The sequence below is a fragment of the Cribrihabitans neustonicus genome, from assembly GCF_048820895.1.
GTDB lineage: Bacteria > Pseudomonadota > Alphaproteobacteria > Rhodobacterales > Rhodobacteraceae > Cribrihabitans_A > Cribrihabitans_A neustonicus.
On the sequence record NZ_JBMERQ010000008.1, the window covers coordinates 126,605 to 150,939 of the forward strand.

The 24,335-nt window shown below is 66.1% G+C and carries 19 protein-coding genes and 1 pseudogene; 9 read left to right on the forward strand and 11 right to left on the reverse strand.

Annotation, left to right across the window (positions count from 1 at the left end):
- The first annotated feature begins 246 nt into the window (after positions 1–246).
- A complete protein-coding gene (locus ACOHWE_RS15890; protein WP_420667700.1) occupies positions 247–2,337 on the forward strand; it encodes a 3-hydroxyacyl-CoA dehydrogenase NAD-binding domain-containing protein in 2,091 nt (696 codons plus the stop codon).
- 182 nt (positions 2,338–2,519) lie between these two features.
- Here ACOHWE_RS15890 and rpe read toward each other — a convergent pair whose 3' ends face one another.
- Positions 2,520–3,209 carry a ribulose-phosphate 3-epimerase gene (rpe, locus tag ACOHWE_RS15895; RefSeq protein WP_420667701.1) on the reverse strand — a complete coding sequence of 230 codons (690 nt, stop codon included), beginning with the start codon at positions 3,207–3,209 and terminating at the stop codon, positions 2,520–2,522.
- A gap of 209 nt (positions 3,210–3,418) precedes the next feature.
- Between rpe and phnC the strand changes: the two genes are divergently transcribed.
- The 4 genes and pseudogenes from phnC to ACOHWE_RS15915 all read left to right on the forward strand — a co-directional run bounded on the left by phnC (position 3,419) and on the right by ACOHWE_RS15915 (position 7,612).
- Positions 3,419–4,273 (forward strand): phosphonate ABC transporter ATP-binding protein, encoded by an 855-nt coding sequence (phnC, locus tag ACOHWE_RS15900; protein ID WP_420667702.1) that lies wholly within the window; start codon positions 3,419–3,421, stop codon positions 4,271–4,273.
- Positions 4,274–4,331: 58 nt separating this feature from the next.
- A complete protein-coding gene (gene phnD, locus ACOHWE_RS15905; RefSeq protein ID WP_420667703.1) occupies positions 4,332–5,234 on the forward strand; it encodes a phosphonate ABC transporter substrate-binding protein in 903 nt (300 codons plus the stop codon).
- Between the two features lie 124 nt (positions 5,235–5,358).
- Entirely contained in the window at positions 5,359–6,228 is an 870-nt protein-coding gene (gene phnE, locus ACOHWE_RS15910) for a phosphonate ABC transporter, permease protein PhnE (RefSeq protein WP_420667704.1), read from the forward strand.
- Positions 6,225–7,612, forward strand: a pseudogene (locus tag ACOHWE_RS15915) (PhnE/PtxC family ABC transporter permease). Before phnE ends, ACOHWE_RS15915 begins: the two are co-directional and overlap by 4 nt.
- 400 nt (positions 7,613–8,012) lie before the next feature.
- Here the strand turns inward: ACOHWE_RS15915 and ACOHWE_RS15920 are convergent.
- On the reverse strand, positions 8,013–9,077 hold the full coding sequence (locus ACOHWE_RS15920; protein WP_420667705.1) for an Mrp/NBP35 family ATP-binding protein: 1,065 nt from the start codon (positions 9,075–9,077) through the stop codon (positions 8,013–8,015).
- A 357-nt stretch (positions 9,078–9,434) separates the two neighbouring features.
- Positions 9,435–10,445 (reverse strand): type I glyceraldehyde-3-phosphate dehydrogenase, encoded by a 1,011-nt coding sequence (gap, locus tag ACOHWE_RS15925; protein WP_420667706.1) that lies wholly within the window; start codon positions 10,443–10,445, stop codon positions 9,435–9,437.
- A 229-nt stretch (positions 10,446–10,674) separates the two neighbouring features.
- On the opposite strand from gap, the gene ACOHWE_RS15930 reads away from it, so the two are divergent.
- Entirely contained in the window at positions 10,675–11,679 is a 1,005-nt protein-coding gene (locus ACOHWE_RS15930) for a LacI family DNA-binding transcriptional regulator (protein ID WP_420667707.1), read from the forward strand.
- A gap of 173 nt (positions 11,680–11,852) precedes the next feature.
- Positions 11,853–12,998, forward strand: a complete 1,146-nt coding sequence (locus ACOHWE_RS15935) for a lytic murein transglycosylase (protein ID WP_420667708.1) — start codon at positions 11,853–11,855, stop codon at positions 12,996–12,998.
- Between the two features lie 306 nt (positions 12,999–13,304).
- Here ACOHWE_RS15935 and ACOHWE_RS15940 read toward each other — a convergent pair whose 3' ends face one another.
- The 7 genes from ACOHWE_RS15940 to ACOHWE_RS15970 all read right to left on the reverse strand — a co-directional run bounded on the left by ACOHWE_RS15940 (position 13,305) and on the right by ACOHWE_RS15970 (position 21,464).
- Complete coding sequence (locus tag ACOHWE_RS15940; RefSeq protein ID WP_420667709.1) at positions 13,305–14,450, reverse strand: iron-containing alcohol dehydrogenase; 1,146 nt, start codon at positions 14,448–14,450, stop codon at positions 13,305–13,307.
- A 95-nt stretch (positions 14,451–14,545) separates the two neighbouring features.
- Complete coding sequence (locus ACOHWE_RS15945) at positions 14,546–15,928, reverse strand: aldehyde dehydrogenase family protein (RefSeq protein ID WP_420667710.1); 1,383 nt, start codon at positions 15,926–15,928, stop codon at positions 14,546–14,548.
- 106 nt (positions 15,929–16,034) lie between these two features.
- Complete coding sequence (locus ACOHWE_RS15950) at positions 16,035–17,387, reverse strand: glutamine synthetase family protein (protein ID WP_420667711.1); 1,353 nt, start codon at positions 17,385–17,387, stop codon at positions 16,035–16,037.
- 115 nt (positions 17,388–17,502) lie between these two features.
- Positions 17,503–18,537, reverse strand: a complete 1,035-nt coding sequence (locus ACOHWE_RS15955) for a TRAP transporter substrate-binding protein (RefSeq protein WP_420667712.1) — start codon at positions 18,535–18,537, stop codon at positions 17,503–17,505.
- A gap of 50 nt (positions 18,538–18,587) precedes the next feature.
- Positions 18,588–20,090 (reverse strand): TRAP transporter large permease, encoded by a 1,503-nt coding sequence (locus ACOHWE_RS15960; protein WP_420667713.1) that lies wholly within the window; start codon positions 20,088–20,090, stop codon positions 18,588–18,590.
- Positions 20,090–20,686: a TRAP transporter small permease subunit gene (locus ACOHWE_RS15965; RefSeq protein WP_420667714.1), complete on the reverse strand. Its 597-nt coding sequence runs from the start codon at positions 20,684–20,686 to the stop codon at positions 20,090–20,092. The genes ACOHWE_RS15960 and ACOHWE_RS15965 overlap by 1 nt, the downstream gene beginning before the upstream one ends.
- Complete coding sequence (locus tag ACOHWE_RS15970; protein WP_420667715.1) at positions 20,679–21,464, reverse strand: N-formylglutamate amidohydrolase; 786 nt, start codon at positions 21,462–21,464, stop codon at positions 20,679–20,681. The genes ACOHWE_RS15965 and ACOHWE_RS15970 overlap by 8 nt, the downstream gene beginning before the upstream one ends.
- Positions 21,465–21,604: 140 nt before the next feature.
- Here ACOHWE_RS15970 and ACOHWE_RS15975 point away from each other — a divergent pair, with 140 nt between their 5' ends.
- Together ACOHWE_RS15975 and ACOHWE_RS15980 are read left to right on the forward strand one after the other, a co-directional pair.
- Positions 21,605–22,477: a MurR/RpiR family transcriptional regulator gene (locus ACOHWE_RS15975; RefSeq protein ID WP_420667716.1), complete on the forward strand. Its 873-nt coding sequence runs from the start codon at positions 21,605–21,607 to the stop codon at positions 22,475–22,477.
- A gap of 106 nt (positions 22,478–22,583) precedes the next feature.
- Positions 22,584–22,934 carry a RidA family protein gene (locus ACOHWE_RS15980; protein ID WP_420667717.1) on the forward strand — a complete coding sequence of 117 codons (351 nt, stop codon included), beginning with the start codon at positions 22,584–22,586 and terminating at the stop codon, positions 22,932–22,934.
- 113 nt (positions 22,935–23,047) lie between these two features.
- On the opposite strand, the gene ACOHWE_RS15985 is transcribed toward ACOHWE_RS15980, so the two are convergent.
- On the reverse strand, positions 23,048–23,734 hold the full coding sequence (locus ACOHWE_RS15985; RefSeq protein ID WP_420667718.1) for a dimethylsulfonioproprionate lyase family protein: 687 nt from the start codon (positions 23,732–23,734) through the stop codon (positions 23,048–23,050).
- Positions 23,735–24,335 lie beyond the last annotated feature (601 nt).

Consider the following 24,335-nt stretch of genomic DNA (forward strand, 5'->3'; position numbering starts at 1 on the left):
GGAAAGTGAAAAGGTAACGCTGCGGAAGGAACTCCTGGCGCTCGGATGCGAAGGCGCGGAGCTGCGGGGGAAGGGGGGGCGGCAGGAAAGTTCCGCAAGTTCCATGTGTCCTGGAAGTTTGTTACATGCGGGGAGAGCCGGGCCGCTCTGCGGCCTGGGAGGCTTGGCGCGGGGGCGCCTCTGTGGCCCTATCGGATGAGACCCGAAGCCGCCTGTGCGGCACCCGGGGAGGAGAGAGGAAGAACGATGACTGAAGCAATTGCATATGAACGGGTGGGGGAGATCGCCGTCCTGAAGGCGCAGAACCCGCCGGTGAACGCGCTGGGCGTGGAGGTGCGCCGCGGCCTCCTGGCCGGGATCGAACGAGCTGAGCGGGAAGGCGCCAAGGCGGTACTGATTTATGGCGAGGGAAAGACCTATTTCGCGGGCGCCGACATCCGCGAGTTCGGCAAGCCGCCGCTGGAGCCTGGGCTGCCGGATCTGTGCAACCGGATAGAATCCTCGCCGCTGATCGTGGTCTCGGCCTTGCACGGCACCGCGCTGGGCGGCGGGCTGGAGGTCGCCTTGTCTTCGCATTACCGGGTCGCAGTGCCCTCGGCGAAGATGGGGCTGCCGGAGGTGAACCTCGGCATCCTGCCCGGCGCGGGCGGCACCCAGCGGCTGCCGCGGGTGGCCGGAACCGAAGCGGCGCTGGAGATGATCACCACCGGGCGCCATATCCCGGCGGCAGAGGCGCTGGAGAAGGGTGTCATCGACCGGATCGAGGACGGCGAGCCGCGGGAAATCGGCCTGGCATACGCGCAGGAGCTGCTGGAGCAGGGCGCTCCGCGGCGGGCGGTGGGCGAGATGCCCGCGCCGGAGGCGGTGGATTTCGATGCGGTCTATGAAACGACCTTGAAGAAGGGCCGCGGCCAGCTCTCGCCCGCCGTGGCGGTTCGCGCGGTTCAGGCGGCGGCTGAGGCGGAGAGCTTCGAGGCCGGGCTGAAGCGGGAACGTGAGCTGTTCATGGAGCTGATGGGCTCCGACCAGCGGCAGGGGCTGATCCACGCGTTCTTCTCGGAGCGCGCGGTGAGCAAGCTGCCGGAGCTGGAGGGGGTTGAACCGCGCGAGGTGGCCTCGATGGGGGTGATCGGCGGCGGCACCATGGGGGCGGGGATCGCCACCGCGGCGCTGCTTTCGGGCCTGCCGGTGGTGCTGATCGAAATGACGGATGAGGCTGCTGCCGCTGCGCGTGGGCGGATCGAGGGCAACCTCAAGGGCGCGCTGAAGCGGGGCAAGATCAGCGAGGTGCAATACTCCCAGCTCACCGGAGAGGCGCTGACGGTGGCCACGGATTACGCCGCCTTGTCGGACGTGGACCTCGTGGTCGAAGCGGTGTTCGAGGACATGGGCGTGAAGCGCGAGGTCTTCGCCAAGCTGGATGCCCATTGCAAGGCGGGCGCGGTGCTGGCGACCAATACCTCCTATCTCGACGTGGACGAGATCGCCGCGGCCACGTCGCGCCCCGGGAACGTGATCGGGCTTCACTTTTTCTCGCCCGCGCATGTGATGAAGCTGCTGGAGGTCGTGGTAGCAGAGAAGACCGCGCCGGAGGTGCTGGCCACGGGATTTGCGCTTGGCAAGCGGCTGAAGAAGGTGGCGGTGCGCTCCGGCATTTGCGACGGCTTCATCGGCAACCGGATCATGAACGCCTACCGCAAGGCGGCGGAATACGCGGTGCTGGACGGCGCCTCGCCTTACCAGGTCGACAAGGTTGTGACCGGCTTCGGCTTCCCGATGGGGCCCTTTGCGATGGGGGACCTGGCCGGGCTTGACATCAACTGGGCCGCCCGCAAGCGCCGTGCGCCCACGCGCGATCCGCGCGAACGGGTGGCGCGCTTCTACGAGATGCTCTGCGAGGGCGGCGATTTCGGCCAGAAAACCGGCAAGGGGTTCTACATCTACGAGGAGGGCAAGCGCGGCGGCGTGCCGAACCCGAAGGTGGCGGAGCTGATCGCGCAGGACCAGGCGGAGCAGGGTGTGGCGCCGCAGGAGTTCAGCGACGAAGAGGTTCTGCGCCGCTACATGTGCGCGATGGTGAACGAGGCCGCCAAGGTGGTGGGCGAGGGCATCGCGCAGCGGCCGCTGGACGTCGATATGGTGATGGTCTTCGGCTACGGCTTCCCGCGCTTCTGGGGCGGGCCCCTCAAGTGGGCGGACCTGCAGGGGCTGGAGGGCATCCTCGCCGACATCCGCCGCTACGGCGAAGAAGATGATTTCTTCTGGCAGCCCGCGCCCCTGCTGGAGCGGCTGGTGGCCGAGGGCAAGAGTTTCGACGACCTGAACAAGGGCGGCTGAACCGGAGCGGGGAGCGCCCTTCGGGCCCATCGAGGACCCTCAGGGCGCGGCCCGGCTGTGCCGGGCTGGCCGCGCCGCCGCTGGCCGTCTCACGACAAAGCGCCGCGCGGAACGCGCGGCGCTTGGCCCAACAAGAGCGGCGCATCCCCCGGATGCGCCTGGCGATTGGCGGGAGGGTTTCGTTACACCCAGGTGCCTTCGGTGGCGGCGCGGATCTTGCGGATGTTCTCGCCGTAGACTTCGGGGGTGTCGACCGAGCCGCCCTTGAACACGGCGGAGCCTGCAACCAGAACGTCTGCGCCTGCCTCGGCCACCAGCGGCGCGGTGGTGGGATCAACGCCGCCGTCGATCTCGATATGCACCGGGCGGTCGCCGATCATCTCGCGCAGGCGGCGCACCTTGGCGGTCATGTCGATGAACTTCTGCCCGCCAAAGCCCGGGTTCACCGTCATCACGCAGACCAGATCGGTGAGGTCGAGGAGATGCGCCACCGCCTCGGCCGGGGTGCCGGGGTTCAGCGCGACACCTGCCTTCATGCCGGCCCCGCGGATCGCCTGCAGGGTGCGGTGAATGTGCGGGCCCGCCTCGACATGGGCGGTCAGCACGTCGGCGCCGGCATCGGCGTAGGCGTCGATATAGGGATCGACCGGAGCGATCATCAGATGCACGTCCATCACCGTCTTCACATGCGGCCGGAACGCCTTCACCGCCTGCGGGCCGAAGGTGAGGTTGGGCACGAAATGGCCGTCCATCACGTCGACATGCACCCAGTCGGCGCCCTGCGCTTCGATGGCCTGGATTTCCTGGCCGAAGTTGGCGAAATCGGCGGAGAGGATCGAGGGAGCGATCTTGATGTTGCGGTCAAAACCCATCGGGCAGTTTCCTTCTGCATCGGGAGAACGGGGAGTCGGGGGCCGTATAGCCGCTTGCGGCCGGGTTTGACAGGGGGCAGTTCGCCCGCGCCCGGGCGGCTGCGGACTCCGGGACCCCCGGCGCGCGTTACAAAAAATTCACTGCCGCGACACGGAAGTATTGATCTGGCGCCGTAGCCAGTCCCCGCACCAGGAAGAGGGCCGGGGCTATGCTGCGCATCGACAAATTGAGCAAAAGTTTCAGCGGCAAGATCGCTGTGGACAACGCAACGCTGGACATTGGCAAGCCCTGCATGATCGGTGTCATCGGCCGTTCCGGCGCGGGCAAGTCGACGCTTCTGCGGATGATCAACCGTCTGGAGACCGCAAGCAGCGGCCGCATCCTGTTCGAGGACCGCGAAGTGACGCAGCTGAAGGGCCGCGCCAGGCGGGCCTGGCAGGCGCAATGCGCAATGATCTTCCAGCAGTTCAACCTGGTGTCGCGGATGGACGTGGTCTCCAACGTGCTGCACGGGACGCTGAACCGCCGCCCGGTGCTGGCGGCGCTGTTCAACCTCTACCCCGCGGCCGACATCCACCGGGCCATCGGCATCCTGGAGCGGCTGGGCATCGCCGAACATGCTGCCAAGCGCGCCGAGGCGCTCTCGGGCGGGCAGCAGCAGCGGGTGGCGATTGCGCGCGCGCTGATGCAGGACCCGGCGATCATTCTGGCGGATGAGCCGATCGCCTCACTCGACCCGATGAACGCCCAGACTGTTATGCAGAGCCTGCGCCGCATCCGCGAGGAGGACGGGCGCACGGTGATCGCCAACCTGCATACGCTGGACACCGCGCGGCGCTACTGCGACCGGGTGGTGGGCATGCGCGACGGGCGCATTGTCTTTGACGGGCTGCCCCGACAGCTGACCGCGGGCGTGGCCCGGGAGATCTACGGCGCGGGCGAAGGCTTCAGCGAGGCCGCGACATCGACCGCAATCGAGATGCTGGATCCGGCCTTGCCGGCCATCGGCAGCCGCGCCGCTCCCGGCTCTGTCCCCAGCCGCTCGGCCACTACCCCCGCCTGACGAAGATTCTGACTTCCGGGCAGGGACGCTCCGGAAGCGACCAACCGGAGTGAATGAGATGAAGATACTGATTGCTGCCGCCTTTGCTTCAACTGCCCTGGCCACTACTGCCCAGGTCGAAGGGATCACCGAATTCCGCATCGGCATCCTGGGCGGCGAGAACGCCCAGGACCGCCTGAACAACAACGAGTGCCTGCGCGAATACGCCGAGGACGCGCTCGGCGTAAAGACCAAGCTGTTCGCACCCGCCGACAACAACGGCGTGATCCAGGGCTTGCTGGGCGGCACCATCGACATGGCCTGGCTCGGCGCCTCGGCCTACGCCAAGACCTACCTGAGCGACCCGGGCGCGGTGGAGCCGGTGCTCGTCAAGGTGAACACCGATGGCGGCTACGGCTACTACTCGGTCGGCTTTGCCCGCAAGGACAGCGGCATCGCCTCGCTGGAGGACATGGAGGGCAAGACATTCGGCTTTGGCGACCCGAACTCGACCTCGGGCTACCTGATCGCGTCGATCGAAATCCCGCAGGCAACCGGCGCCACCATGGAGAGCGGCGACTACTTCGGCGAGGTGACCTTCACCGGCGGCCACGAGCAGACCATCGTCGCGGTTGCCAACGGCGACGTCGACGGCGGTGTGACCTGGGCCGATGGCTTGGGCGAATGGGAAGACGGCTACCAGTCCGGCGCGCTGCGCCGTGCGGTGGATGCGGGCCTCGCCGACATGAACGACATGGTCGAAATCTGGAAGTCCAAGCCGATCCCGGAAGGCCCCGTGGTGCTGCGCAGGGCGCTGCCTGCGGAGGTGAAAACGACGATGACCGCGCTCATGGACGATCTGAGCGAGAAGGACCGCGAATGCTTCTACGGCGTGGCCGCGGGCGAAGCCAAAAGCTTCGATCCGATCGGCCACGATGCCTATGAGGCGGTCATTGCAGCGCGGAAACTGAAGTCCAAGTGATTTCAGCACCACTCGGGCGGGGGCTGTCCTGGCCCGCCCCCGCAATTTCGGAAAGGCCGCGGCGCCCTGCCTGATCGGGAAGGAACGGGCGCGGCGCAGCAGGACAAATGGCGGGACTTACCTCATGGCAGACCTTACCGCGGCGGCGCCGTCAGGCGCGGATATCCGCACGCAATACATGGCGCTCACGCGGCGCAAGCGGCTATATGGCGGCATCCTTCTCGCGTTGTTTGCCGCGCTCATGGCGGCGGGCTTCCGCACCGCGGATGCGCGCAACGCGGGCTCCTTTGCGGATGGCGCTGCCCATGTCTTCGACTACCCGGCCGAAGTGCTGATGGAGGCCTCGGCGAAGGCCTCCGAGCTGCCTGGCCACCTGGTGCGGTTCTTCCCGTCGCTTTTGGAGACGCTGAACATCGCCGCCGCCGCCACCCTGGCCGGAGGGATTGCGGGCACGCTGCTGGCGCTTCTGTCGGGCCGCGGGCTGGCACCTTGGCCGCGGATGATTCCGCTATTCCGCCGGATGATGGACATTGCCCGCGCAGTGCCGGAGATCGTAATTGCGCTGGTGCTGATCTTCGTCCTCGGCGGCGGGCCGGTGGCGGCGATGATCGCCATTGCCATCCACACCGCCGGCGCGCTGGGCAAGCTGTTTTCCGAGGTGAACGAGAACGCCTCCCCGCAGCCGGTGGATGGGCTCGCCTCCACCGGCGCGACCTGGACGCAGAGGATGATGCTCGGGGTGATGCCGCAGGTGGCCCCGAACTACGTGAGCTACGCTCTCCTGCGCTTCGAGATCAACATCCGCGCCTCCGCCATTCTTGGCTTCGTCGGCGCGGGCGGCATCGGCTACGAGCTGAAGAACGCGATGTCCTGGGGGCAGGGCCGCTATGATGAGGCGGCGGCGATCTTCATCCTCCTGTTCATCACCATTGTTGCGGCCGACCAGCTGTCAGGCCTGCTGCGCACCCGCCTGGGACAGGAAGACGCCCGATGACCATAATCGGTACCAACATGAGCGGCGCGGACCTGCGCCGGGACATGTCGCGCCTGTTCCTGAAAAAGCGGCTGGCCAGCTTTGCGCTGCGCGCGGCGGTGCTGGCCTATCTCACCTATATTTTCTTGGCCTTCGGCGTCCCCGGGCTCTGGGCGCGGGCGGACATGGGAAACGCCCGCACGCTGATCAGCGACAGCTACAGCTACAAAACCCACGTCACACGCGACAACCGCACCGGGGAAGTCAGTGCCGCGATCGAGGGCGAGCGCAAGGGCGCCTATCCCGCAGGCCGGGGGCCGCATTGGGTTGCCTTCGGCGAGACCACCGTAATCGACCTTGAGGGCGGCCATGTGGTGCGTTTCACGCCGGACGCGGTGGAGTACGAGATCCCCGGCTACGGCACCGTGCGGGCGCGGCCCAGCCGCAGCGCCGGGGTGCAGGCGGAACTGCCGCCGGGCGCGGTGCCGGACTGGATCAGCCAATCCCGCAACCGGCTGACGGTGCGCACCGACGCGGGCCGCCTGACGGTGACTCGCAACCGGGCCGAGGTGTTCCGCTATTTCACCGGCTGGGAGCTGTTCTTTTTCACACTGGACAGCCCCTATCACGGGCTCGGCGCGGGTGAGCTGCTGTCGCGGGCGACCTCGGGCGAGGCGGGGGCGATCCTGAATGATGTCTGGACCAACAGGATGTGGCGCCACCAGGACGTCGCTGGGGCCATCGCCGAGACGCTGCTGATGGTCTTCCTCGGCACCATCGGCGCCGGCATGGCGGCGCTGCCGCTCTCCTTCCTCGCCACCCGGAACTTCATGACGCTGCGCGCCCTGCGCTTGCCACCCGGCGGCTGTTCGACCTGGTGCGCGGGGTGGACTCGCTGATCTGGACGGTGGTGCTCGCGCGCGCCTTCGGTCCCGGCCCGCTGACCGGCGCGCTGGCGATCCTGGTGACCGATACCGGCACCTTCGGCAAGATCTTCTCGGAGGCGCTGGAAAACACCGACCGCAAGCAGATCGAGGGCGTTCAGTCGACCGGCGCCGGTGCCGTGCTCCGCGGCCGCTTTGGAGTTCTGCCGCAGGTGACGCCGGTGCTGTTGAGCCAGCTGCTCTATTTCCTGGAATCGAACACCCGCTCCGCCACCATCATCGGCGCCATCACCGGAGGCGGCATCGGCCTGTTGCTGACCCAGGCAATCAGCACCCGGAAGGACTGGGAGGAAGTCGCCTATTACATCGTGCTGATCGTTCTGATGGTGATGGTGATGGACGGGCTGTCGGGCTGGCTGCGGCGGCGGCTGATCAAGGGTAGAGCGGGCGGCGCGCGCAGGGCAGACAAGGTGACGACAGGCGGTGCGTCAGGAATGCCCACTTCTTTCCCGCTACCATGAGCCATTTGCGCTGTGCAGCAGTTCCCCAGCGCGGAGCAAGGCCGAAAGGCTGACGCCCATCGCCGCCGCGCCCCCATGCGGCACTTGGCTGGGCTGAACGGTGCCCCCGACAGAGCGTACGGACTTGGCCGGGATGAACTGCCAGTCCCTCCCGTTCGCATCGCCATGCCTTCTGTTGATGCAATTTGAAAACGATACGGGCGGCCTGCTTGACAGCCGGGGCAAAAGTGATCCGGCGCCGTTACCCCGAGCCGGCCGCGGAGCGATGATGGATATGGCCTGGTGGGGCTCGGACCACGGAACCTTGCGCGCGGCGCTGCCAAAATACCCAGCCCCGCCTAAAGGGTGAACGGTGCTGTGCACCGCAGCTGCGCGGCACTTGAGCCGGCGCTGGCGGAAATCAGGCGGCGCCTGTCTCGACCAGTTGCGCCGCAATGCCAAGGAAGACTTTGGCTTGGGGGCTGCCGGGCTGTGCAGCCACGATCGGCGTGCCGCTGTCGCCTGCCAGCCGCACGTCCAGGTGCAGCGGCACCTCGCCCAGCAGCGGCACGCCTAGCTTCCGGGCCTCCTGCGCGACGCCGCCATGCCCGAAGACATGCTCCTCATGCCCGCAGTTGGAGCAGATGTGGGTCGACATGTTCTCTACCATTCCAAGAACAGGCACGTTCATCTTGCGGAACATGTCGATACCCTTGCGGGCGTCGATCAGCGCCACGTCCTGCGGGGTGGAGACAACGATGGCGCCGTCCACCTGCGCCTTCTGCGCCAGCGTCATCTGCACGTCACCGGTGCCGGGCGGGAGATCGACGATCAGCACGTCGAGATCGCCCCATTGCACCTGCATCAGCATTTGCTGCAGGGCCCCCATCAGCATTGGGCCGCGCCAGATCACGGCCTGGTCTTCGCCGGTCATCAGCCCCATCGACATAAGGGTGACGCCGTGGTTGCGCAGGGGCAGGATGGTCTTGCCGTCGGGGCTGGCCGGGCGGCCGGAGACGCCGAGCATGCGCGGCTGTGAGGGGCCGTAGACGTCGGCGTCCAGGAGCCCGGCCTTGCGGCCTTGCAGCGCCAGCGCACAGGCCAGGTTGGCGGAGACGGTTGATTTGCCGACGCCGCCCTTGCCCGAAGCGACGGCCAAAAGGCGCGCGACGCCGGGGATCTTCTGCGGGCCCTGCGGCTGGGCCGGCTGGCGCGGCTTCAGGTCGGGCGGCGCCTTGGCGGAATGAGCGGTCAGGAGCGCCGAGACCGTATCGGCACCTGGCAGCGCTGCGGCCGCCGCCTCGGCTTTTGCGCGTACCGGGCCGTAGGCCTCGGCGCGGGAAGGCTCCACTTCCAGCACGAAGCGCAGGGTGCTGCCCTCGATGGTGACGGCGTGGACCAGGCCCGCGGTGACGATGCCGGTGCCGCTCACCGGGTCGGTGACGGTATCCAGGGCTTCAAGGACAGTGTCTCGGGTTAGGGTCACGCGGGGCGGCTCCTCTGGCTGCTGGGACTGCAAGTGCTGAATGCCTGTGTGACCGATTCCGCGCCCGCATGCCAGCCGCACGCAGGGCTGTCATTGCTGCATTCGGGGGCCGTTGGGAGGCCCAGATGTACTGCGAAATACGAGAGGCAGCGGTGCATGCCTGCGGCTTGGCGACAGCTTTGGTCGAATGCAGGGCAGGAAATGTGCCAGTGTTTCCCCTGGGCGGTGACGCGGCTGCGGCGCGCCGGGAGGCGCGCCGCCCGGCCCAAAGGGAGGAGGGGCCCGCAGCGGCCGGACGACGGGCGGGAGCGCGCCCGGCCTGCGCGGGCTCTGCCGCCCGGAGGGTTCGCTTTGGGCTCAGCCGGCCTTCAGGACTTCGCCGATACGGCGGCCGGTATCGACCATGCGGTTGGAGAAGCCCCATTCGTTGTCATACCAGCTGACCACCCGCACCAGCCCTTCGGAGGTCACCGCGGTTTGCGGCGCGGCAAAGCAGCTGGAGTGGGGGTCGTGGTTGAAGTCCACCGAGACCAGCGGCTCGGTCTCGTAGGAGAGGATGCCCTTGAGCGGGCCCTCGGCCGCAGCCTTCATCGCGGCGTTCACCTCTTCGACGGTTGCTGCGCGTTCGGGCATGAAGGTGAGATCCACCATCGAGACGTTGGCAGTGGGCACGCGGATCGCCGAGCCTTCCAGGCGGCCTTCCAGATGCGGCAGCACCTCGGAGATGGCGCGCGCGGCACCGGTGGAGGTGGGGATCATCGACAGTGCCGCGGCGCGCGCGCGGTAGAGGTCCTTGTGGCTCGCATCATGCGTCGGCTGGTCGCCGGTATAGGCGTGGATCGTGGTCATGTAGCCGGTCTTGATGCCGAAGGTCTCGTCCAGCACCTTGGCCACCGGTGCGAGACAGTTGGTGGTGCAGGAGGCGTTGGAGACAACCACGTCATCAGCCGTCAGATCCATGTGGTTGACGCCGTAGACCACGGTGCGGTCGGCCTCCTTGCCGGGAGCGGAGATCAGCACCCGCTTGGATCCGTTCTTGAGGTGCCGGGCAGCGGTGTCGCGGCTGACGAAGATGCCGGTGCACTCAAAGGCCACGTCGACGTCCTGCCAGGGCAGATCCTCGGGGTTGCGTTCAGCAGTGAGGCGGATGTCGTGGCGGCCGGCCTTGAGGCGGCCCCCGCTGATCGTGGCGGGCACCGTCAGGCGGCCGTGGACGCTGTCGTATTTCAGCAGGTGCAGCAGGGTCTCGGCCGGGGCCAGGTCATTGATGGCCACCACCTCGACATCCTCGGCGCCGCTTTCCAGGAGCGCCCGCAGCACGCCGCGGCCGATGCGTCCGAATCCGTTGATCGCAATTTTCAGGGTCATCTCATTTCTCCGGCTGCTGACACCGGGATTGGGGGGCTCCGGTATCGATAACGGTTTGGGGTGTTCAGCTTGCACTGTTAGCGGTATCGTTATCGGCACCGGCGCCAAAAATCAAGCCTCCCCCTGCGCGCACGTCTGGCCGCAGCCTGCGGCCAAAGACCGCTGCCGCCCTGCGGCGCGGCAGGCAGCAGGACTTGCGGGCGGCAGAGAAGTACGGGAGCATGAAGGCATGACGAGGAAACTGCTGCTGAAAGATGTAGCCCGGCTGGCCGGGGTGAGCGAAATGACCGCATCGAGGGCTTTGCGCGGAGCGCCGGATGTATCGGAGAAGACCCGCGCCCGGGTGGAGGAGGTGGCCCGCACGCAGGGCTATGTGCCCAACCGCATCGCGGGCTCGCTCTCGTCGCAATCGGTGAACCTGGTGGCGGTGGTGGTGCCTTCGCTTAACAGTTTTGTCTTTCCCGAGGTGCTGTCCGGGATCTCGGCTGCGCTCAAGGACAGCGGCCTGAAGCCGGTGGTAGGAATCTCGGGCTATGACCTCGCTGAAGAGGAAAGCGTCATCCGCGAGATGCTGAGCTGGCGGCCTTCGGGGCTGATCGTGGCGGGGCTGGAGCATACCGAGGCCACCCGGCGGATGATGCAGCAGGCAGGGTGCCCGGTGGTGGAGGTGATGGACGTGGACGGCAGCCCGGTGCGCCATTGCGTGGGTATCTCGCACCTGCAGGCGGGGCGCGGGATGGCGGCGCAGATTCTCGCGCGCGGGCACCGCAGGATCGGGTTTATCGGCACCAAGATGCCGCAGGACTTCCGTGCCCGGAAGCGGTTCGACGGCTTCACCGATGCGCTTGCGGCGGAGGGGGTGAAGCTGGCGGACCGGGAGCATTATGCGGGCGAAAGCTCCATCGCGACGGGGCGCGCGCTGACCGCCCAGATGCTGGCGCGCAGCCCGGGGCTCGACTGCATCTACTATTCCAGCGACGTGATGAGCGTCGGCGGGCTGATGCATTGCCTGGCCGCCGGGCTGAAGGTGCCGCAGGAGATTGCGCTGGCGGGGTTCAACAACCTGCAGATCCTGCAGGGCATGCCGCTGGCGCTGGCCACGACCGATTCCTGCCGCCGCCGGATCGGCGCGCGCGCGGCGGAAATCATCCTGCAATCTCGCCAGGCGGGCGGGGCAGAGGGCTTGGTGTTCGAGTGCATGGCGCCCGAAATCAGCCTGGGCGAAACGCTGTAGCCCGGCGGCGTTGCGCGGGGGCGGCGGCTCGCCGCCGCAATTGAGGCGCGGGCACGGAGGCGGCCTTGGCGCGGCTCGGGGAATCTGACAGGCTGGCGTTTCAGGCCCCGGGCGGCACGCCGCAGCGGGGCGCAAGAATTGACCTATGGGCAAACCAGCAGGCAGGGCAGAGCATGGATATTTCAAGGCGGCATTTCGGTTTCGGGCTTCTGGCGTTCGGGCTTTCTGCTTGCGGCAGCCCCGCGATACAGGGCACCCGCCGCGCGGAGGCGGGCGGGCTGCCGCCGGACCTGAGGCCGGTGCCGAACGCGGGCTATGACGCCTGGGTGGCGGGCTTCCGCGGCCGTGCCCGGGCGCAGGGCATCTCGGACGGCACTTTGCGCGCGGCCTTCCGCGGCGCGGGTTACCTGCCAGGGGTAGTCACCCGCGACCGCAATCAGACCGAGTTCAAGCGCAGCCTGGAGGATTATCTTTCCATCGCGGTGTCGGACGAGCGGGTCGCCAAGGGCCGCGCGGCCTTTGCCCGCCACCGGAGCACGCTCGCTGCGCTGGAGCGGGCCTATGGCGTCGATGCTGAGATCATCGCGGCGATCTGGGGGCTGGAGAGCTTCTACGGCGAGCGCCGGGGCGATGTGCCGGTGATCTCGGCCGCCTCGACGCTGGCTTATGACGGGCGGCGCGGGGCGTTCTTCGAGAAGCAACTTCTGGCGGCGCTGAAGATCCTGCAGAACGGCGACATCACGCCGGCAAAAATGACCGGAAGCTGGGCTGGGGCGATGGGGCACACGCAATTCATCCCCACCTCCTACCAGGCCTTTGCTGTCGATTTCACCGGCGACGGAAAGCGCGACATCTGGTCCGAGGATCCGAGCGACGCCCTGGCCTCCACCGCCGCCTACCTTGCGCGCAATGGCTGGAAGCGCGGTCTGAAGTGGGGCGGTGAAGTCGGCGCGGAAGCGCCAGAAGGCCGGGTGATCCAGCCGCAGCCGGGAGGGCCGCGCTTTGCGGTCACAAGGAACTTTGACGCGATCAAGCGATATAACAATTCGGATGCCTATGCGATCGGCGTGGGCCACCTGGCGGACCGGATTGCCGGCGGCGGGCCATTGCGCGCGGGCTTCCCGCCGGATGCCAACGGGCTGACCAAGGCAGACAGGATCGCGCTGCAAAAGCGGCTCACCGCGCACGGCTTCGACACCGGCGGCAGCGACGGGGTGATCGGCCCGAACAGCCAGTCCGCGATCCGCGCGTATCAGGAGAGCCGCGGGCTGCCTGTAACCGGCACGCCTTCGCAGGATCTGCTGCGCAGCCTGCGCTAGGAGGCTGTCACAAGCGCATGCCACGCGTCGACGGCGCGCGCGCTGGCGATCCTGACTGAGGTGGCTGGCAGTTTATGGCTGCCAAGTTCGTATGAGTTGTCGAGGGACCGCCCAGCCTCGCCAAATTGCCGCCGCGTGGGGGCGCGCCGGCGATGCGCGGCGGCCTTGCGGCCTTGTTCCGCGCCGGCGATGCGCGGCGGCCTTGCGGCCTTGTTCCGCGCGGGCAGGATGCGGAAACTGTCAAGCAGGCACAAAAAAACGCTCCCCGCCGCGGCAGGGAGCGTTTCCATTCCGAATATCAGTTCCTCAGAGCGCAGCCTTGAACAGCGTGGTGAGGTTCTCCTTGGTCAGCGCGACCGGGTTGCCGCCGCAGGAGGGGTCGATCAGCGCGCCTTCGACCAGCTCGGGGATCGACGCTTCGGTCACGCCGAGGTCCGACAGGCGGCGCGGGATGCCGAGGCTGTCGTTGAACTCCTGCACGAAGGCGCGGAAGCCGTCAAAGCCGCCGTCGATGCCGAGGTAGGCCGCCGCCTTGTCGAAACGCTCAGCGATCGCGGGCGCATTGAAGTCCAGCACCGCGGGCATGCAGACCGCGTTGGTGGTGCCGTGGTGGGTGTTGAAATGCGCGCCGATCGGATGGCTCATCGCGTGGATCGCACCGAGGCCCTTCTGGAAGGCGGTGGCGCCCATTGCGGCCGCCGACATCATCTGCGCCCGCGCCTCGATATCGCTGCCGTCGGCATAGGCGCGCGGCAGGTAGTCCTTGACCAGCCGCATGCCTTCGAGCGCGATGCCCTGTGACATCGGGTGGTAGTGGGGCGAGGAGTAGGCCTCGACACAGTGGGCAAAGGCATCGAGCCCGGTGCCAGCGGTGATGAACTTCGGCATGCCAACGGTGAGCTCGGGGTCGCAGATCACCACGGCGGGCAGCACCTTGGGGTGGAAGATGATCTTCTTCTGATGCGTCACGCTGTCGGTGATGACGCTGGCGCGGCCGACTTCCGAGCCGGTGCCTGCGGTGGTCGGCACTGCGATGATCGGCGCGATGGCGTCGGCATCGGCGCGGGTCCACCAGTCGCCAATGTCCTCGAAATCCCAGACCGGCCGGGTCTGGCCCGCCATGAAGGCGACCATCTTGCCCAGGTCCAGACCAGAGCCGCCGCCAAAAGCGATCACCCCGTCATGGCCGCCCGCCTTGTAGGCGGCGACCCCGGCGTCGAGGTTCTTCTCGTTCGGGTTGGGATCGACCTCGGAGAAGATTCCGCGGCCAAGACCCGCCGCTTCCATGATGTCGAGCGTGCCTCGGGTGACCGGCAGGCTGGCCAGCCCCTTGTCGGTGACCAGCAGCGGCTTCTTGATGCCCGCGAGCGCGCAGGCCTCGGCCAGTTCCTTGATCCGGCCGGGGCCGAACTTGATGGCGGTCGGGTAGGACCAGTTTCCAATGAGAGACATAGACGTGTTCCTGTGATGAAACCGGGGAGGGGGCGCTGCCCCCGCTTGGCCAGGGCCAAGCCCCCCGGAGTATTTGCCGGAAAGATGAAAGGGGGTCAGCCCGTGACTTTCTTCAGGTGGTAGGATTTCGGGCGCGTGAGGTTGTGGTAGCCGATCACCGACAGCCCGCCGCCGCGCCCGGTGTCCTTGCAGCCGGTCCAGCAGAGGCCGGGATCGAGGTAGTCAGCCCGGTTCATGAAGACAGTGCCGGTCTCGATCCGGTCGCCCACGGCCTGCGCGCGTTCCACATCGCGGGTCCAGAGCGAGGCGGTGAGGCCGAAGTCGCTGTCGTTCATGAGGTCAATGGCTTCCTCGTCGGAAGAGACCTTCATGATGCCGACCACCGGGCCGAAGCTCTCCTCGCGCATCACCCGCATGTCGTGAGTGACATTGGTGAGGATCTGCGGCGTGAGGTAAGCGCCGCCGTCGTCTTCCGCCACGGTCTCTATATGGGCCACGGCCCCGGCCGCGACGGCCTCGGCGATCTGCTCCCGCACCTCCTTGGCGAAGCGCACGCTGGCCATCGGGCCGATGGTGGTCTCGTTGTCGAGCGGATTGCCGAGCTTGTACCCCCTCACCGCCGCGATGGCCTTCTCCAGGAAGGCGTCATAGAGGCTTTCGTGCACATAGATCCGCTCGATCCCGCAGCAGCACTGGCCGGAGTTGAACATGGCGCCGTCGATCAGCGTGTCCACCGCCGCATCCAGATCGGCATCATCCATCACGTAGCCCGGGTCCTTGCCGCCAAGCTCGGTGCCGACGCCGGTGAAGGTGCCCGCGGCGGCGCGCTCCATCGCCTTGCCGCCGCCAACCGAGCCGGTGAAATTCACGAAGTTGAAGGCGCGGTTCGCAATCAGCTCCGAAGTCGTGTCGTGGTCGAGGAAGACGTTCTGGAACACGTCCTGGGGCACGCCCGCGGAATGGAAGGCCTGCGCCATGCGCTCGCCCACGAGGAGGGTCTGGGTGGCGTGTTTCAGCACCACGGTGTTGCCCGCGATCAGCGCGGGGGCCACGGTGTTGATTGCGGTCATGTAAGGGTAGTTCCAGGGCGCCACCACCAGCACCACGCCATGCGGCAGCCGCTTGATGTAGCGCTTGAAGGTCTCGTCCTCTCCGACCTCGATATCGGCGAGGGCATCTTTGGCGATCTTCGCCATGTGCGAGGCGCGCTCGTTGAAGCCGCCGAACTCGCCGCCATAGCGCACCGGGCGGCCCATCATCTGCGCCAGCTCGGGCACGATCTCGTCGTTCATTGCGCCCACGGCGGCAACGCCCGCCATCACCAGATCGATCCGCTCCTGCAAGGGCCGTGCGGCCCAGGCGGCCTGTGCCGCGCGGGCGCGCCCGGCGGCCGCGAAAGCTTCATCGCGCGAAAGAACCGCGCGCTCCGCAAAAACCGATCCATCTACCGGCGAGATGCATTTCAATGTCTGGCTCATCGCCACTAACTCCAGTCTCTCGGGCCCGAGGCCCGTGTTGCTTTCTGTCCGTAATTGCTCGGGGTCCGGGGGCTGGCCCCCGGCGCACGCCGGAGTGCGCCCCGGATCACGCCCGCTCGAAGCCGCGCGCGATCTCGTAATCGGTCACCACGCGGTCGAAATCCTCGATCTCCACCTCGGCGGCGCGCAGGTAGTGGTCCACCACCTCCTCGCCAAAAGCCTCGCGCAGCATCTGCGAGCTATTCAGCGCGGCGCGGGCGTCGCGCAGGGTGGACGGGATCATGCCGGTGTCGCCTTTGTAGACGTCGCCCTTGGCAGGCGGCTGCAGCTCCAGCCCTTCTTCGATACCCGCGATGCCCGCTGCCAGCATTGCGGCCGAGGCGAGGTAGGGGTTCATGTCCGAACCCGGCAGGCGGCATTCCACCCGGATAGCCTTGGTGCCATCGCCGCAAAGCCGGAAACCCGCGGTGCGGTTGTCGACCGACCAGATGATGCGGGTCGGTGCAAAGGTGCCCTTCACGAAGCGCTTGTAGCTGTTGATGTAGGGCGCCATGAAATAGGTGTAGTCGGGCGCGTATTTCAAAAGCCCCGCCATGTAGCTCTTCATCAGCGCCGACATGCCCAGCTCGTCTGCCTCGTCATAGAACGCGGGCTGGCCGTTCTTCCACAGCGACTGGTGCACGTGGCTGGAGGAGCCGACCTTGGCGTGGCTCCACTTCGGCAGGAAAGAGACGGCGTGACCCTGCTGGTGGGCGATTTCCTTCACCGCGTGTTTGGCGATGGTGTGGTGATCGGCGGTGCCGAGCGCATCGGAATACTTGATATTCAGCTCTTCCTGGCCGGTCTCCGCCTCGCCCTTGGTGCATTCCACCGGGATGCCCGCTTCCCACAAGTGATTGCGGACCGGGCGCAGCACGTGTTCCTCGCGGGTTGTTTGCAGGATGTTGTAATCCTCGTTGTAGCCGGAGATCGGCGCGAGGTCGCGGAAGCCTGACCTGCGGATCTCGTCGAAGCTCTTCTCGAACAGGAAGAATTCCAGTTCGGTCGCAGTCATCGCGTCAAAGCCCATCGCCTCCAGCCGCCGGATCTGGCGTTTCAGCATCGCGCGGGGGGAATGGGTGATTTCCTCATGGGTGTGATGGTCAAGCACGTCGCAGAGCACCATCACCGTGCCCTCGAGCCAGGGCACCGGGCGCAGGGTGGCGAGGTCGGGCTTCATCACATAGTCACCATAACCGCGCTCCCAGCTGGTGGCGGCAAAGCCCTCGGGAGTGGACATCTCGAGGTCGGTGGCGAGCAGGTAGTTGCAGCAGTGGGTTTCCTCCCAGGCGCCATTCACGAAATGCTTGGCGTGGAAGCGCTTGCCCATCAGGCGGCCCTGCATGTCCACAAGGCAGACCAGAACGGTGTCAACGGCGCCATCGGCAACCTGGTCCTTAAGAGTGTCGAAGGAGAGCATGAGCGGCCCTTTGTCTGTTGCGGCCAAAACGCTTGAAAAGCGTTTCGGCAAATTCCTCTGGCAAGGAATTTGGCCCGCTGCGGCGCAGGCCAAATCCCGTGTTTCAGCCGGTGCCTCAGCCGTAGCGGTAGGGGCGGCCGGCTTTCTGCATGTCAGCGTTATACTTCTTGAAGATCTCGACAACCTTCGCCTTGGTTTCGGACTCGGCTGCGATCTCATCCCAGAACTTCACCGCCGCGTCCTCGACCTGCTGCCATTCGTTGTCCGGAATAGTGGTCAGCTTCATCTTGTCGCCGTTCACGCGCAAGCTGGCTTCACCGCCCCAGTACCACCACTGGCGGTAATAATGCGATTGGTCGCAGCAGACGCGGAACAGGGTCTGCAGGTCTTCCGGCAGCTCTTCCCAGCGGCCCATGTTGGCGAAGAAGGAGCCAGCCCAGGCGCCGGAGATGTTGTTGGTCAGGAAGTAGTCGGTCACGTCGGCCCAGCCGACGGTGTAGTCTTCGGTGATGCCGGACCAGGCGATGCCGTCGAGCTCACCGGTCTGCACCGCAACTTCGATGTCTTCCCAGGGCAGGGTGACGGGCACCACGCCGAACTGGCTCAGGAAACGGCCCGCGGTCGGGAAGGTGAAGACGCGCTTGCCCTTCAGGTCCTCCAGCGAGTTGATCGGATCCTTGGTGGCAAAGTGGCAGGGGTCCCAGGCACCTGCCGAAATGTGCTTGACGCCGACCTTGGAATATTCCGCGTCCCAGATTTCATTCAGGCCGTACTGGTTGAACAGCACCGGCACGTCGAGCGAGTAGCGCGAGGCAAAGGGGAAATAGCCGCCGAACACGGTGACCTCGGTGGGCGAGGCCATCGAGTCATCGTCCGACTGCACCGCGTCGATGGTGCCGCGCTGCATGGCCCGGAACAATTCGCCGGTGGGCACCAGCTGGTCGGCGTAGAACAGTTCGATCTGCATGCGGTCGCCCGCGATCTTGTTGAACATGTCGATTGCCGGTTTCACCACATGCTCGGCAAGTGCGGCCCCGGCATAGGTCTGCATCCGCCAGGTTATGGTGGACTGGGCCAGCGCCGGGGCGGCGAGCGGTGCCGCCATGGCGCCCACGCCGGCGGATTGCAAAAACTTGCGTCTTGTCGTCATCAATTCACTCCTTGTTGAAAGATCCGGCCTCTTGGCGGGGCTTCTCTTGGTTATTTTCCGTAAACATACTCCGGCAGCCACAGAGCGATCTGCGGGAAGATCATGATCAGCGCCAAGGCCAGCACCATCACTGCAGCAAAGGGGATGATCGAGACGTAGATGTCCTTCAGCTCGATCTCAGGCGGCGCCATCGCGCGCATCAGGAACAGGTTGTAGCCAAACGGCGGCGTCATGTAGGCGATCTGGGTGGTGATAGTGTAGAGCACGCCGTACCAGATCAGATCGAAACCGAGCGCGCCCACCAGCGGCACATAGAGCGGGGCTACGATCACCAGCATCGCGGTGTCATCGAGAAAGGTGCCCATGATGATGAAGCTCAGCTGCATCAGGATCAGGATCATCCAGGGCGAAAGCCCCAGCTTGGTGGTAAACAGATCCTCGATCGCCTTCACCGCGCCCAGCCCGTCGAACACCGCGCCAAAGCCCAGGGCGGCAAGGATGATCCACATAAACATGCAGGAGATACCAAGGGTGGAGCGCACCGAGGTCTCGAACACTTCCTTGTTCATCCGGCCTTTCAGCACCGCCGCCAGAAAGGCGGTGATGGCGCCGATGGCGGAGCTTTCGACCAGCGAGGTCCAGCCATTCACGAAGGGCACCATCATCGCGGCGAAGATCGCCAGCGGCAGCACACCGGAGAACAGCAGCCGGTGCTTCTCTTTCAGGTAGAGGTCCTTGTAGAACGCCGGGTTTCCCCGCATCACGAAGGACAGCACGCCGAGACCGAAACCGAGGCCGAGCGCGGGCTGCGCATCGGTCGCACCGGTCAGGATCAGGAGCGGCACCAGCACCAGAGTTGCCAGGGTCAGGTAGTTGAGGCGCAGCGGGTGATCGGTGATCTGCTCGTATTCAGCCAGATCCTCGGGGTGCATGGCGGGGCCCAGGTGCGGCTGCATGCGGGCGCGGACATAGATGTAGATGATGAACATGACAGCCATCATCAGCCCGGGCACCACGCCTGCGAGCCACAGCTGCCCGACCGGCTGGCGCGCGATCATCGCATAAAGCACCAGCACCACCGAGGGCGGCACCAGGATGCCGAGGCTGGAGCCAGCCTGGATGGTCCCGGTCACCAGGATCTTGTCATAGCCGCGGCGCAAGAGCTCCGGCAGGGCGATGGTGGCGCCGATCGCCATGCCCGCCACCGACAGCCCGTTCATCGCAGAAATCAGCACCATCAGCCCGATGGTGCCGATGGCAAGACCGCCCTTCACCGGGCCCATCCACACGTGGAACATCCGGTAGAGGTCGTCGGCGATCTTCGATTCCGACAGGACGTAGCCCATGAAGATGAACATCGGCAGGGTCAGCAGCGGATACCACTTCATCAGCTTCATCGAGGCGGAGAAGGGGATTTCCACTCCGCCGGTGCCCCAGAGGAACAGCCCCGCAACCGCGCCGACAAAGCCGATGGCGCCAAACACCCGCTGGCCGGTCATCAGCATGAGCATCATGCCGGCAAACATGACGATGGCGATCATTTCGTAAGGCATTAAATTTCGACTCCGCGCAGGCGTCCGATATCCCGGAACAGTTCGGCAAGGCATTGCAGCAGCATCAGGAAGACACCGAAGCAGAGGATGGTTTTGACCGGCCACAGGAAGGGCCGCCAGGCGGTGGAACTGCGCTCCAGGTAGCCAAGCTCCTCACCGGCGGCGGCAAAGCCCTGGGTGACAAGCGTCTTAAGCAGGGCCCAGAAGAACTGGAAGGGCTCCATCCCGAAGTAGCCCAGCGAATAGGCGGTGGAGCTCACTGCGCCGTAGAGCAGAATGCCAAGATAGGTGATCAGGAACAGAACGGTGAAGGCATCGACCATGGCTTTGGTTTTCACCGACCAGGCGCCATAGAACAGGTCCATCCGCACATTGGAGCCCATCTGGATCGAATAGGGGCCGCCCAGGATATAATAGGCGACCATGACGAACTGCGCGGTCTCCAGCGTCCAGAGCGATGGGTTGAAGAAGGTCTTGGAGACCGATGACCACAACAGCACGCCGATCAGCGCAAAGATCAGGTACATCGCAAAGCGGCCAATGAAGCGGTTCATCGCGTCGATGCCGCGGACATAGGCGGTGATCACTCTAGGCATCGCGGCCTCCTTCTGCCGCCAGCGCGGCAAGCGCCGGGCGCAGCAGGGTCAGCATCTCTTCCGCCATCGCCTGTTCGTCCGCGGGGGAGCGCAGCAAGTCGTTGCGGATCTCGATCATCACGTTGGGCAACCCGCGCGACAAAGCGTGTACCTTCAGCGAATGGGTCACCCCGTCTGCCGGGCCATAGGGTTCGTTGCGCTCGATGCGGCGGTGTGGCAGGGCTGGGGCTGCCGCCAGCATCGCATCGGCCAGGCGGCTGTCGCTGTCGTGCAGGACGCCGATCTCTACCCTGCGGGGCTGACCGTAATAGACCGGAGTAAAGCTGTGCATCGTGACGATGTTGGTTTGGAGCCCGGCCTTCTGCCGCGCCTCGATCACTCGGGTCACCGCCTCGCAGAACGGGGTATAGACCCTGTCGACCCGTTCCTGCCGCTGTTCGGGGGTGAGGTTCGCGTTGCCCGGCACTTCGATCAGTTCGGATTTCTCCGGCATTGCCGAAGCCGCCTCGGGCGGCCGGTTGCAGTCGAACACCAGGCGCGACACCCGGCCGGCGACCAGCGGTGCGTCGAGGGCAGCCGACAGGTGCAGCGCCACGGCGCGCGCGCCCGGATCCCAGGCCGCGTGGCTCTGCCTGTCTTCCGGCTTCAGCCCCAGCCCGTCGTAGCGGGCAGGAATGTCGCTGGAGGCATGTTCGCACAGCAGGAGCACGGCGCCGGCCCCGTCCGGGTTTACCACCTCTACCGCGTCGTGCTGCGCTTCAGAATCGCCGCCTGGCATGCGCTGTCTCCCTGTCTTTGGAAAAATGTTTCCATGGCAGATAAACTCTGTCAATATACTTCCAGACGCGGCGTTGCTGAAAGGATGTTTTCAGACGCGGCCGGGAACGCCCCCAGGCCGCCCTCAAGAGGAGCCTGTCCTTGCCGAAAGCGCCTGCCACCGTCCGCGAGCTGATCCGCGAACACTATTCCGCTCTCACCCAATCCGAGCGCAAATTTGCCAACCTGCTGCTGGAAAACTATCCGGCAGCTGGGCTTGCCTCGATCACCATCGTGGCGGCCAATGCCGAGGTCTCGACTCCAACGGTGGCGCGGATGGTGCAGAAACTGGGCTTCAAGGGCTATCCGCAGTTCCACCAGGCGCTGCTGAAGGAACTGGAGGCCAAAGTCTCCGGCCCCACCAAGCGGCGCGAAAACTGGGCGTCTGATGCGCCGGAAGGGCATTTGCTGAACAGATTTGCACAGGCGGTCACGGGCAACTTGCAGCAGACCTTCTCCAACCTCGACAGCGAGGCCTTTGACGCCGCCGTGCGCCAGCTCGCCAATACCGAGGGGCGGCTCTATGTGGTGGGCGGGCGGATCACCAGGGCGCTGGCGGATTACGCCTTCACCCACTTCCAGGCGATCCGGCAGCGGGTCACGCATATGACGTCCTCTTCCGCCACCTGGCCGCATTACGTGCTCGATATGGTGGAGGGCGACACGCTGATGATGTTTGACGTGCGCCGCTACGAGACCAACCTGCAGCGTCTGGCGGAGCTGGCGGCGGGGCGCGGCGTGCGCATCATCCTGGTGACGGACCAATGGGCGAGCCCGATTGCCGGGGTCGCGGACCACACCTTCAACTGCTGGGTGGAGATTCCGTCGGCCTGGGATTCGAACATCTCCACTATGATGCTGCTGGAAGCGATGATTGCCGCCACCCAGGAAGAGAGCTGGGACAAGACCAAGGAGCGCTACGACCGGCTGGACGAGCTGTTCGACATGACCCGGCTGTTCCGCAAGTTTTCTTGAGGCGAAGTGGCGGAGCGATTGCCGGGCTGACGGCGCCGGGCTATCCGGGAAGAGACGGGAGCCGCGGCTTGCCCGTATATATGGCAGCATGAAAGAGGAGGGGCCAATGGCTGGAATTACACGCAGACAGAGCGGCACACGGATGAGCCAGATCGTGACCCATGGCGAGACTGTCTATCTGGCAGGCCAGGTTGGCACCGCGGGCGCCAGTGTGGCGCAGCAGACTCAGGAGTGCCTGGATAAGGTCGACGCGTTGCTGGCCGAGGCAGGCAGCAGCCGCAACCACATGCTGCAGGTGGTGATATGGCTCGCGGACATGGGCGATTTCGACGAGATGAATGTGGTCTGGGACGCCTGGGTGCCGGAAGGCCACGCTCCGGCCCGCGCCTGCGGCGAAGCCAAGCTCGCCCGCCCCGACTTCCTGGTCGAGGTCATCGTCACCGCAGCGCTGGCCTGATCCGGCGCTTTCACGAGAATCCCCGTTCCGGAGCGTTCCGGGGCGGGCTGTGCAGCCGCTCCCATTCGAGCGGCTGCCTATATAGAGAGAGGGCCGCGCTGGGCGGCCCCGCCTCACGACACGGACATGCGCGGGTCCTCCGCCAGCCCCTCACCCCTCCACAGCACGAAGCACAGGACCGGTTCGTCCCCGGTCACCATCGCATGCGGCTGGTTGGCGCCGTGCAGCCTTGTGTCTCCGGGGGTGAGCACCAGCGGCGCCTCGCCTTCGGCCAGGAAAGTGGCATGGCCCGAAAGCACGCAGTAAAGCTCCTCCGGCCCGTGCTGGTGCCAGGGGTAATCCAGCCCGCGGCCCCAGTAGCCCACCGTCATCCGGATCTGCTCCGAGTGGAAATGCCCGGTGGGGCCCGCCAGTTCGAACCAGCCGAAGCGCCGCAGGAAATCCGCGCCGACCTCGGCCTCCGTATAGGTGAGGCGCCATTCGGCGTAGGGGGCGAGGGCGGCGAGGGTCTCCTGCAGCGCGCGGACCTCCGCCGCTGCGGGGCCTGATGCGGCTGCCTGGCCCGGGTCATATGCCAGCAGTTCTGCACCCGGGACATGGGCCGCGGCACGTCCCGCCCAGGTGAGGTCGTCCGGCCAGGGCTGGAAGGCGGCCATGGCTGGCAGCGCCGCATGCAGGCCCCGCGCGGCCGCGAGCGTCCTGTCGAATGCCAGCCGGGCGGGGTCTGCCGGCGGGGAAGAGGGGAGGGGGAGCCCTGCGTTCGCGAAGGCATCGGTACGGGGTTCTGCGAAGCTGTCCATCTGCGGTCGGTCCTTGTGCCGGAGGAGGAAGGCCGTCTGGTTCCGGAAAACGCTAGGACCGGATGCCGATGCGCGTCGCACATGAAACGCGCGCACTGTTGGTCGTTTTTGTGCCGGACAAACGGAAGGGCGGGACTTGGGGGCTCTGCCCCCGGCCCTTTTGGCCTCCCCCGGGGTGTTTTTGGTCAGAAAGCGGCTGGGGCGGCATCGGGCGGGGCGAGTCAGGGGGGGGGGGGCGATTCATGGCGATTCCGGGGTGAGTCTGGCGGCGGGTCTGTGGGTAAGTGGCGCGGTTCTGTGGATAAGGGCGCGGGGCGGGGTGCGGGGGATGCTGCGGGTGCGGAAAGCGGGTCAGGATGGCTGACTTTCTTTTCATGTAAGTACCTGATTTTACTGTGTTTTGCATTTTTCTGTCCGAAAGTTGGGATTTTGGGTGATTTTCGGGTTGCGGGCCGGCGGTGCTATCCGTAGAACCCCCTTCACCGGCGGCGCTGAGGCGCCACGGGGACACACCGGACGGGACGGCGGCCACGCCAGCCAGGGACGGGAAACGCGGCGGAGAGGCGCCGGGGCAGCTCGGGGAGACGGGCGGACGGCTGGA

Coding starts and splice junctions, on each gene's coding strand:
- ACOHWE_RS15890 (WP_420667700.1), top strand. CDS start 247: ATGACTGAAGCAATTGCATATGAACGGGTGGGGGAGATCGCCGTCCTG.
- rpe (WP_420667701.1), bottom strand. CDS start 3,209: ATGGGTTTTGACCGCAACATCAAGATCGCTCCCTCGATCCTCTCCGCC.
- phnC (WP_420667702.1), top strand. CDS start 3,419: ATGCTGCGCATCGACAAATTGAGCAAAAGTTTCAGCGGCAAGATCGCT.
- phnD (WP_420667703.1), top strand. CDS start 4,332: ATGAAGATACTGATTGCTGCCGCCTTTGCTTCAACTGCCCTGGCCACT.
- phnE (WP_420667704.1), top strand. CDS start 5,359: ATGGCAGACCTTACCGCGGCGGCGCCGTCAGGCGCGGATATCCGCACG.
- gap (WP_420667706.1), bottom strand. CDS start 10,445: ATGACCCTGAAAATTGCGATCAACGGATTCGGACGCATCGGCCGCGGC.
- ACOHWE_RS15930 (WP_420667707.1), top strand. CDS start 10,675: ATGACGAGGAAACTGCTGCTGAAAGATGTAGCCCGGCTGGCCGGGGTG.
- ACOHWE_RS15935 (WP_420667708.1), top strand. CDS start 11,853: ATGGATATTTCAAGGCGGCATTTCGGTTTCGGGCTTCTGGCGTTCGGG.
- ACOHWE_RS15940 (WP_420667709.1), bottom strand. CDS start 14,450: ATGTCTCTCATTGGAAACTGGTCCTACCCGACCGCCATCAAGTTCGGC.
- ACOHWE_RS15945 (WP_420667710.1), bottom strand. CDS start 15,928: ATGAGCCAGACATTGAAATGCATCTCGCCGGTAGATGGATCGGTTTTT.
- ACOHWE_RS15950 (WP_420667711.1), bottom strand. CDS start 17,387: ATGCTCTCCTTCGACACTCTTAAGGACCAGGTTGCCGATGGCGCCGTT.
- ACOHWE_RS15955 (WP_420667712.1), bottom strand. CDS start 18,537: ATGACGACAAGACGCAAGTTTTTGCAATCCGCCGGCGTGGGCGCCATG.
- ACOHWE_RS15960 (WP_420667713.1), bottom strand. CDS start 20,090: ATGCCTTACGAAATGATCGCCATCGTCATGTTTGCCGGCATGATGCTC.
- ACOHWE_RS15965 (WP_420667714.1), bottom strand. CDS start 20,686: ATGCCTAGAGTGATCACCGCCTATGTCCGCGGCATCGACGCGATGAAC.
- ACOHWE_RS15970 (WP_420667715.1), bottom strand. CDS start 21,464: ATGCCAGGCGGCGATTCTGAAGCGCAGCACGACGCGGTAGAGGTGGTA.
- ACOHWE_RS15980 (WP_420667717.1), top strand. CDS start 22,584: ATGGCTGGAATTACACGCAGACAGAGCGGCACACGGATGAGCCAGATC.
- ACOHWE_RS15985 (WP_420667718.1), bottom strand. CDS start 23,734: ATGGACAGCTTCGCAGAACCCCGTACCGATGCCTTCGCGAACGCAGGG.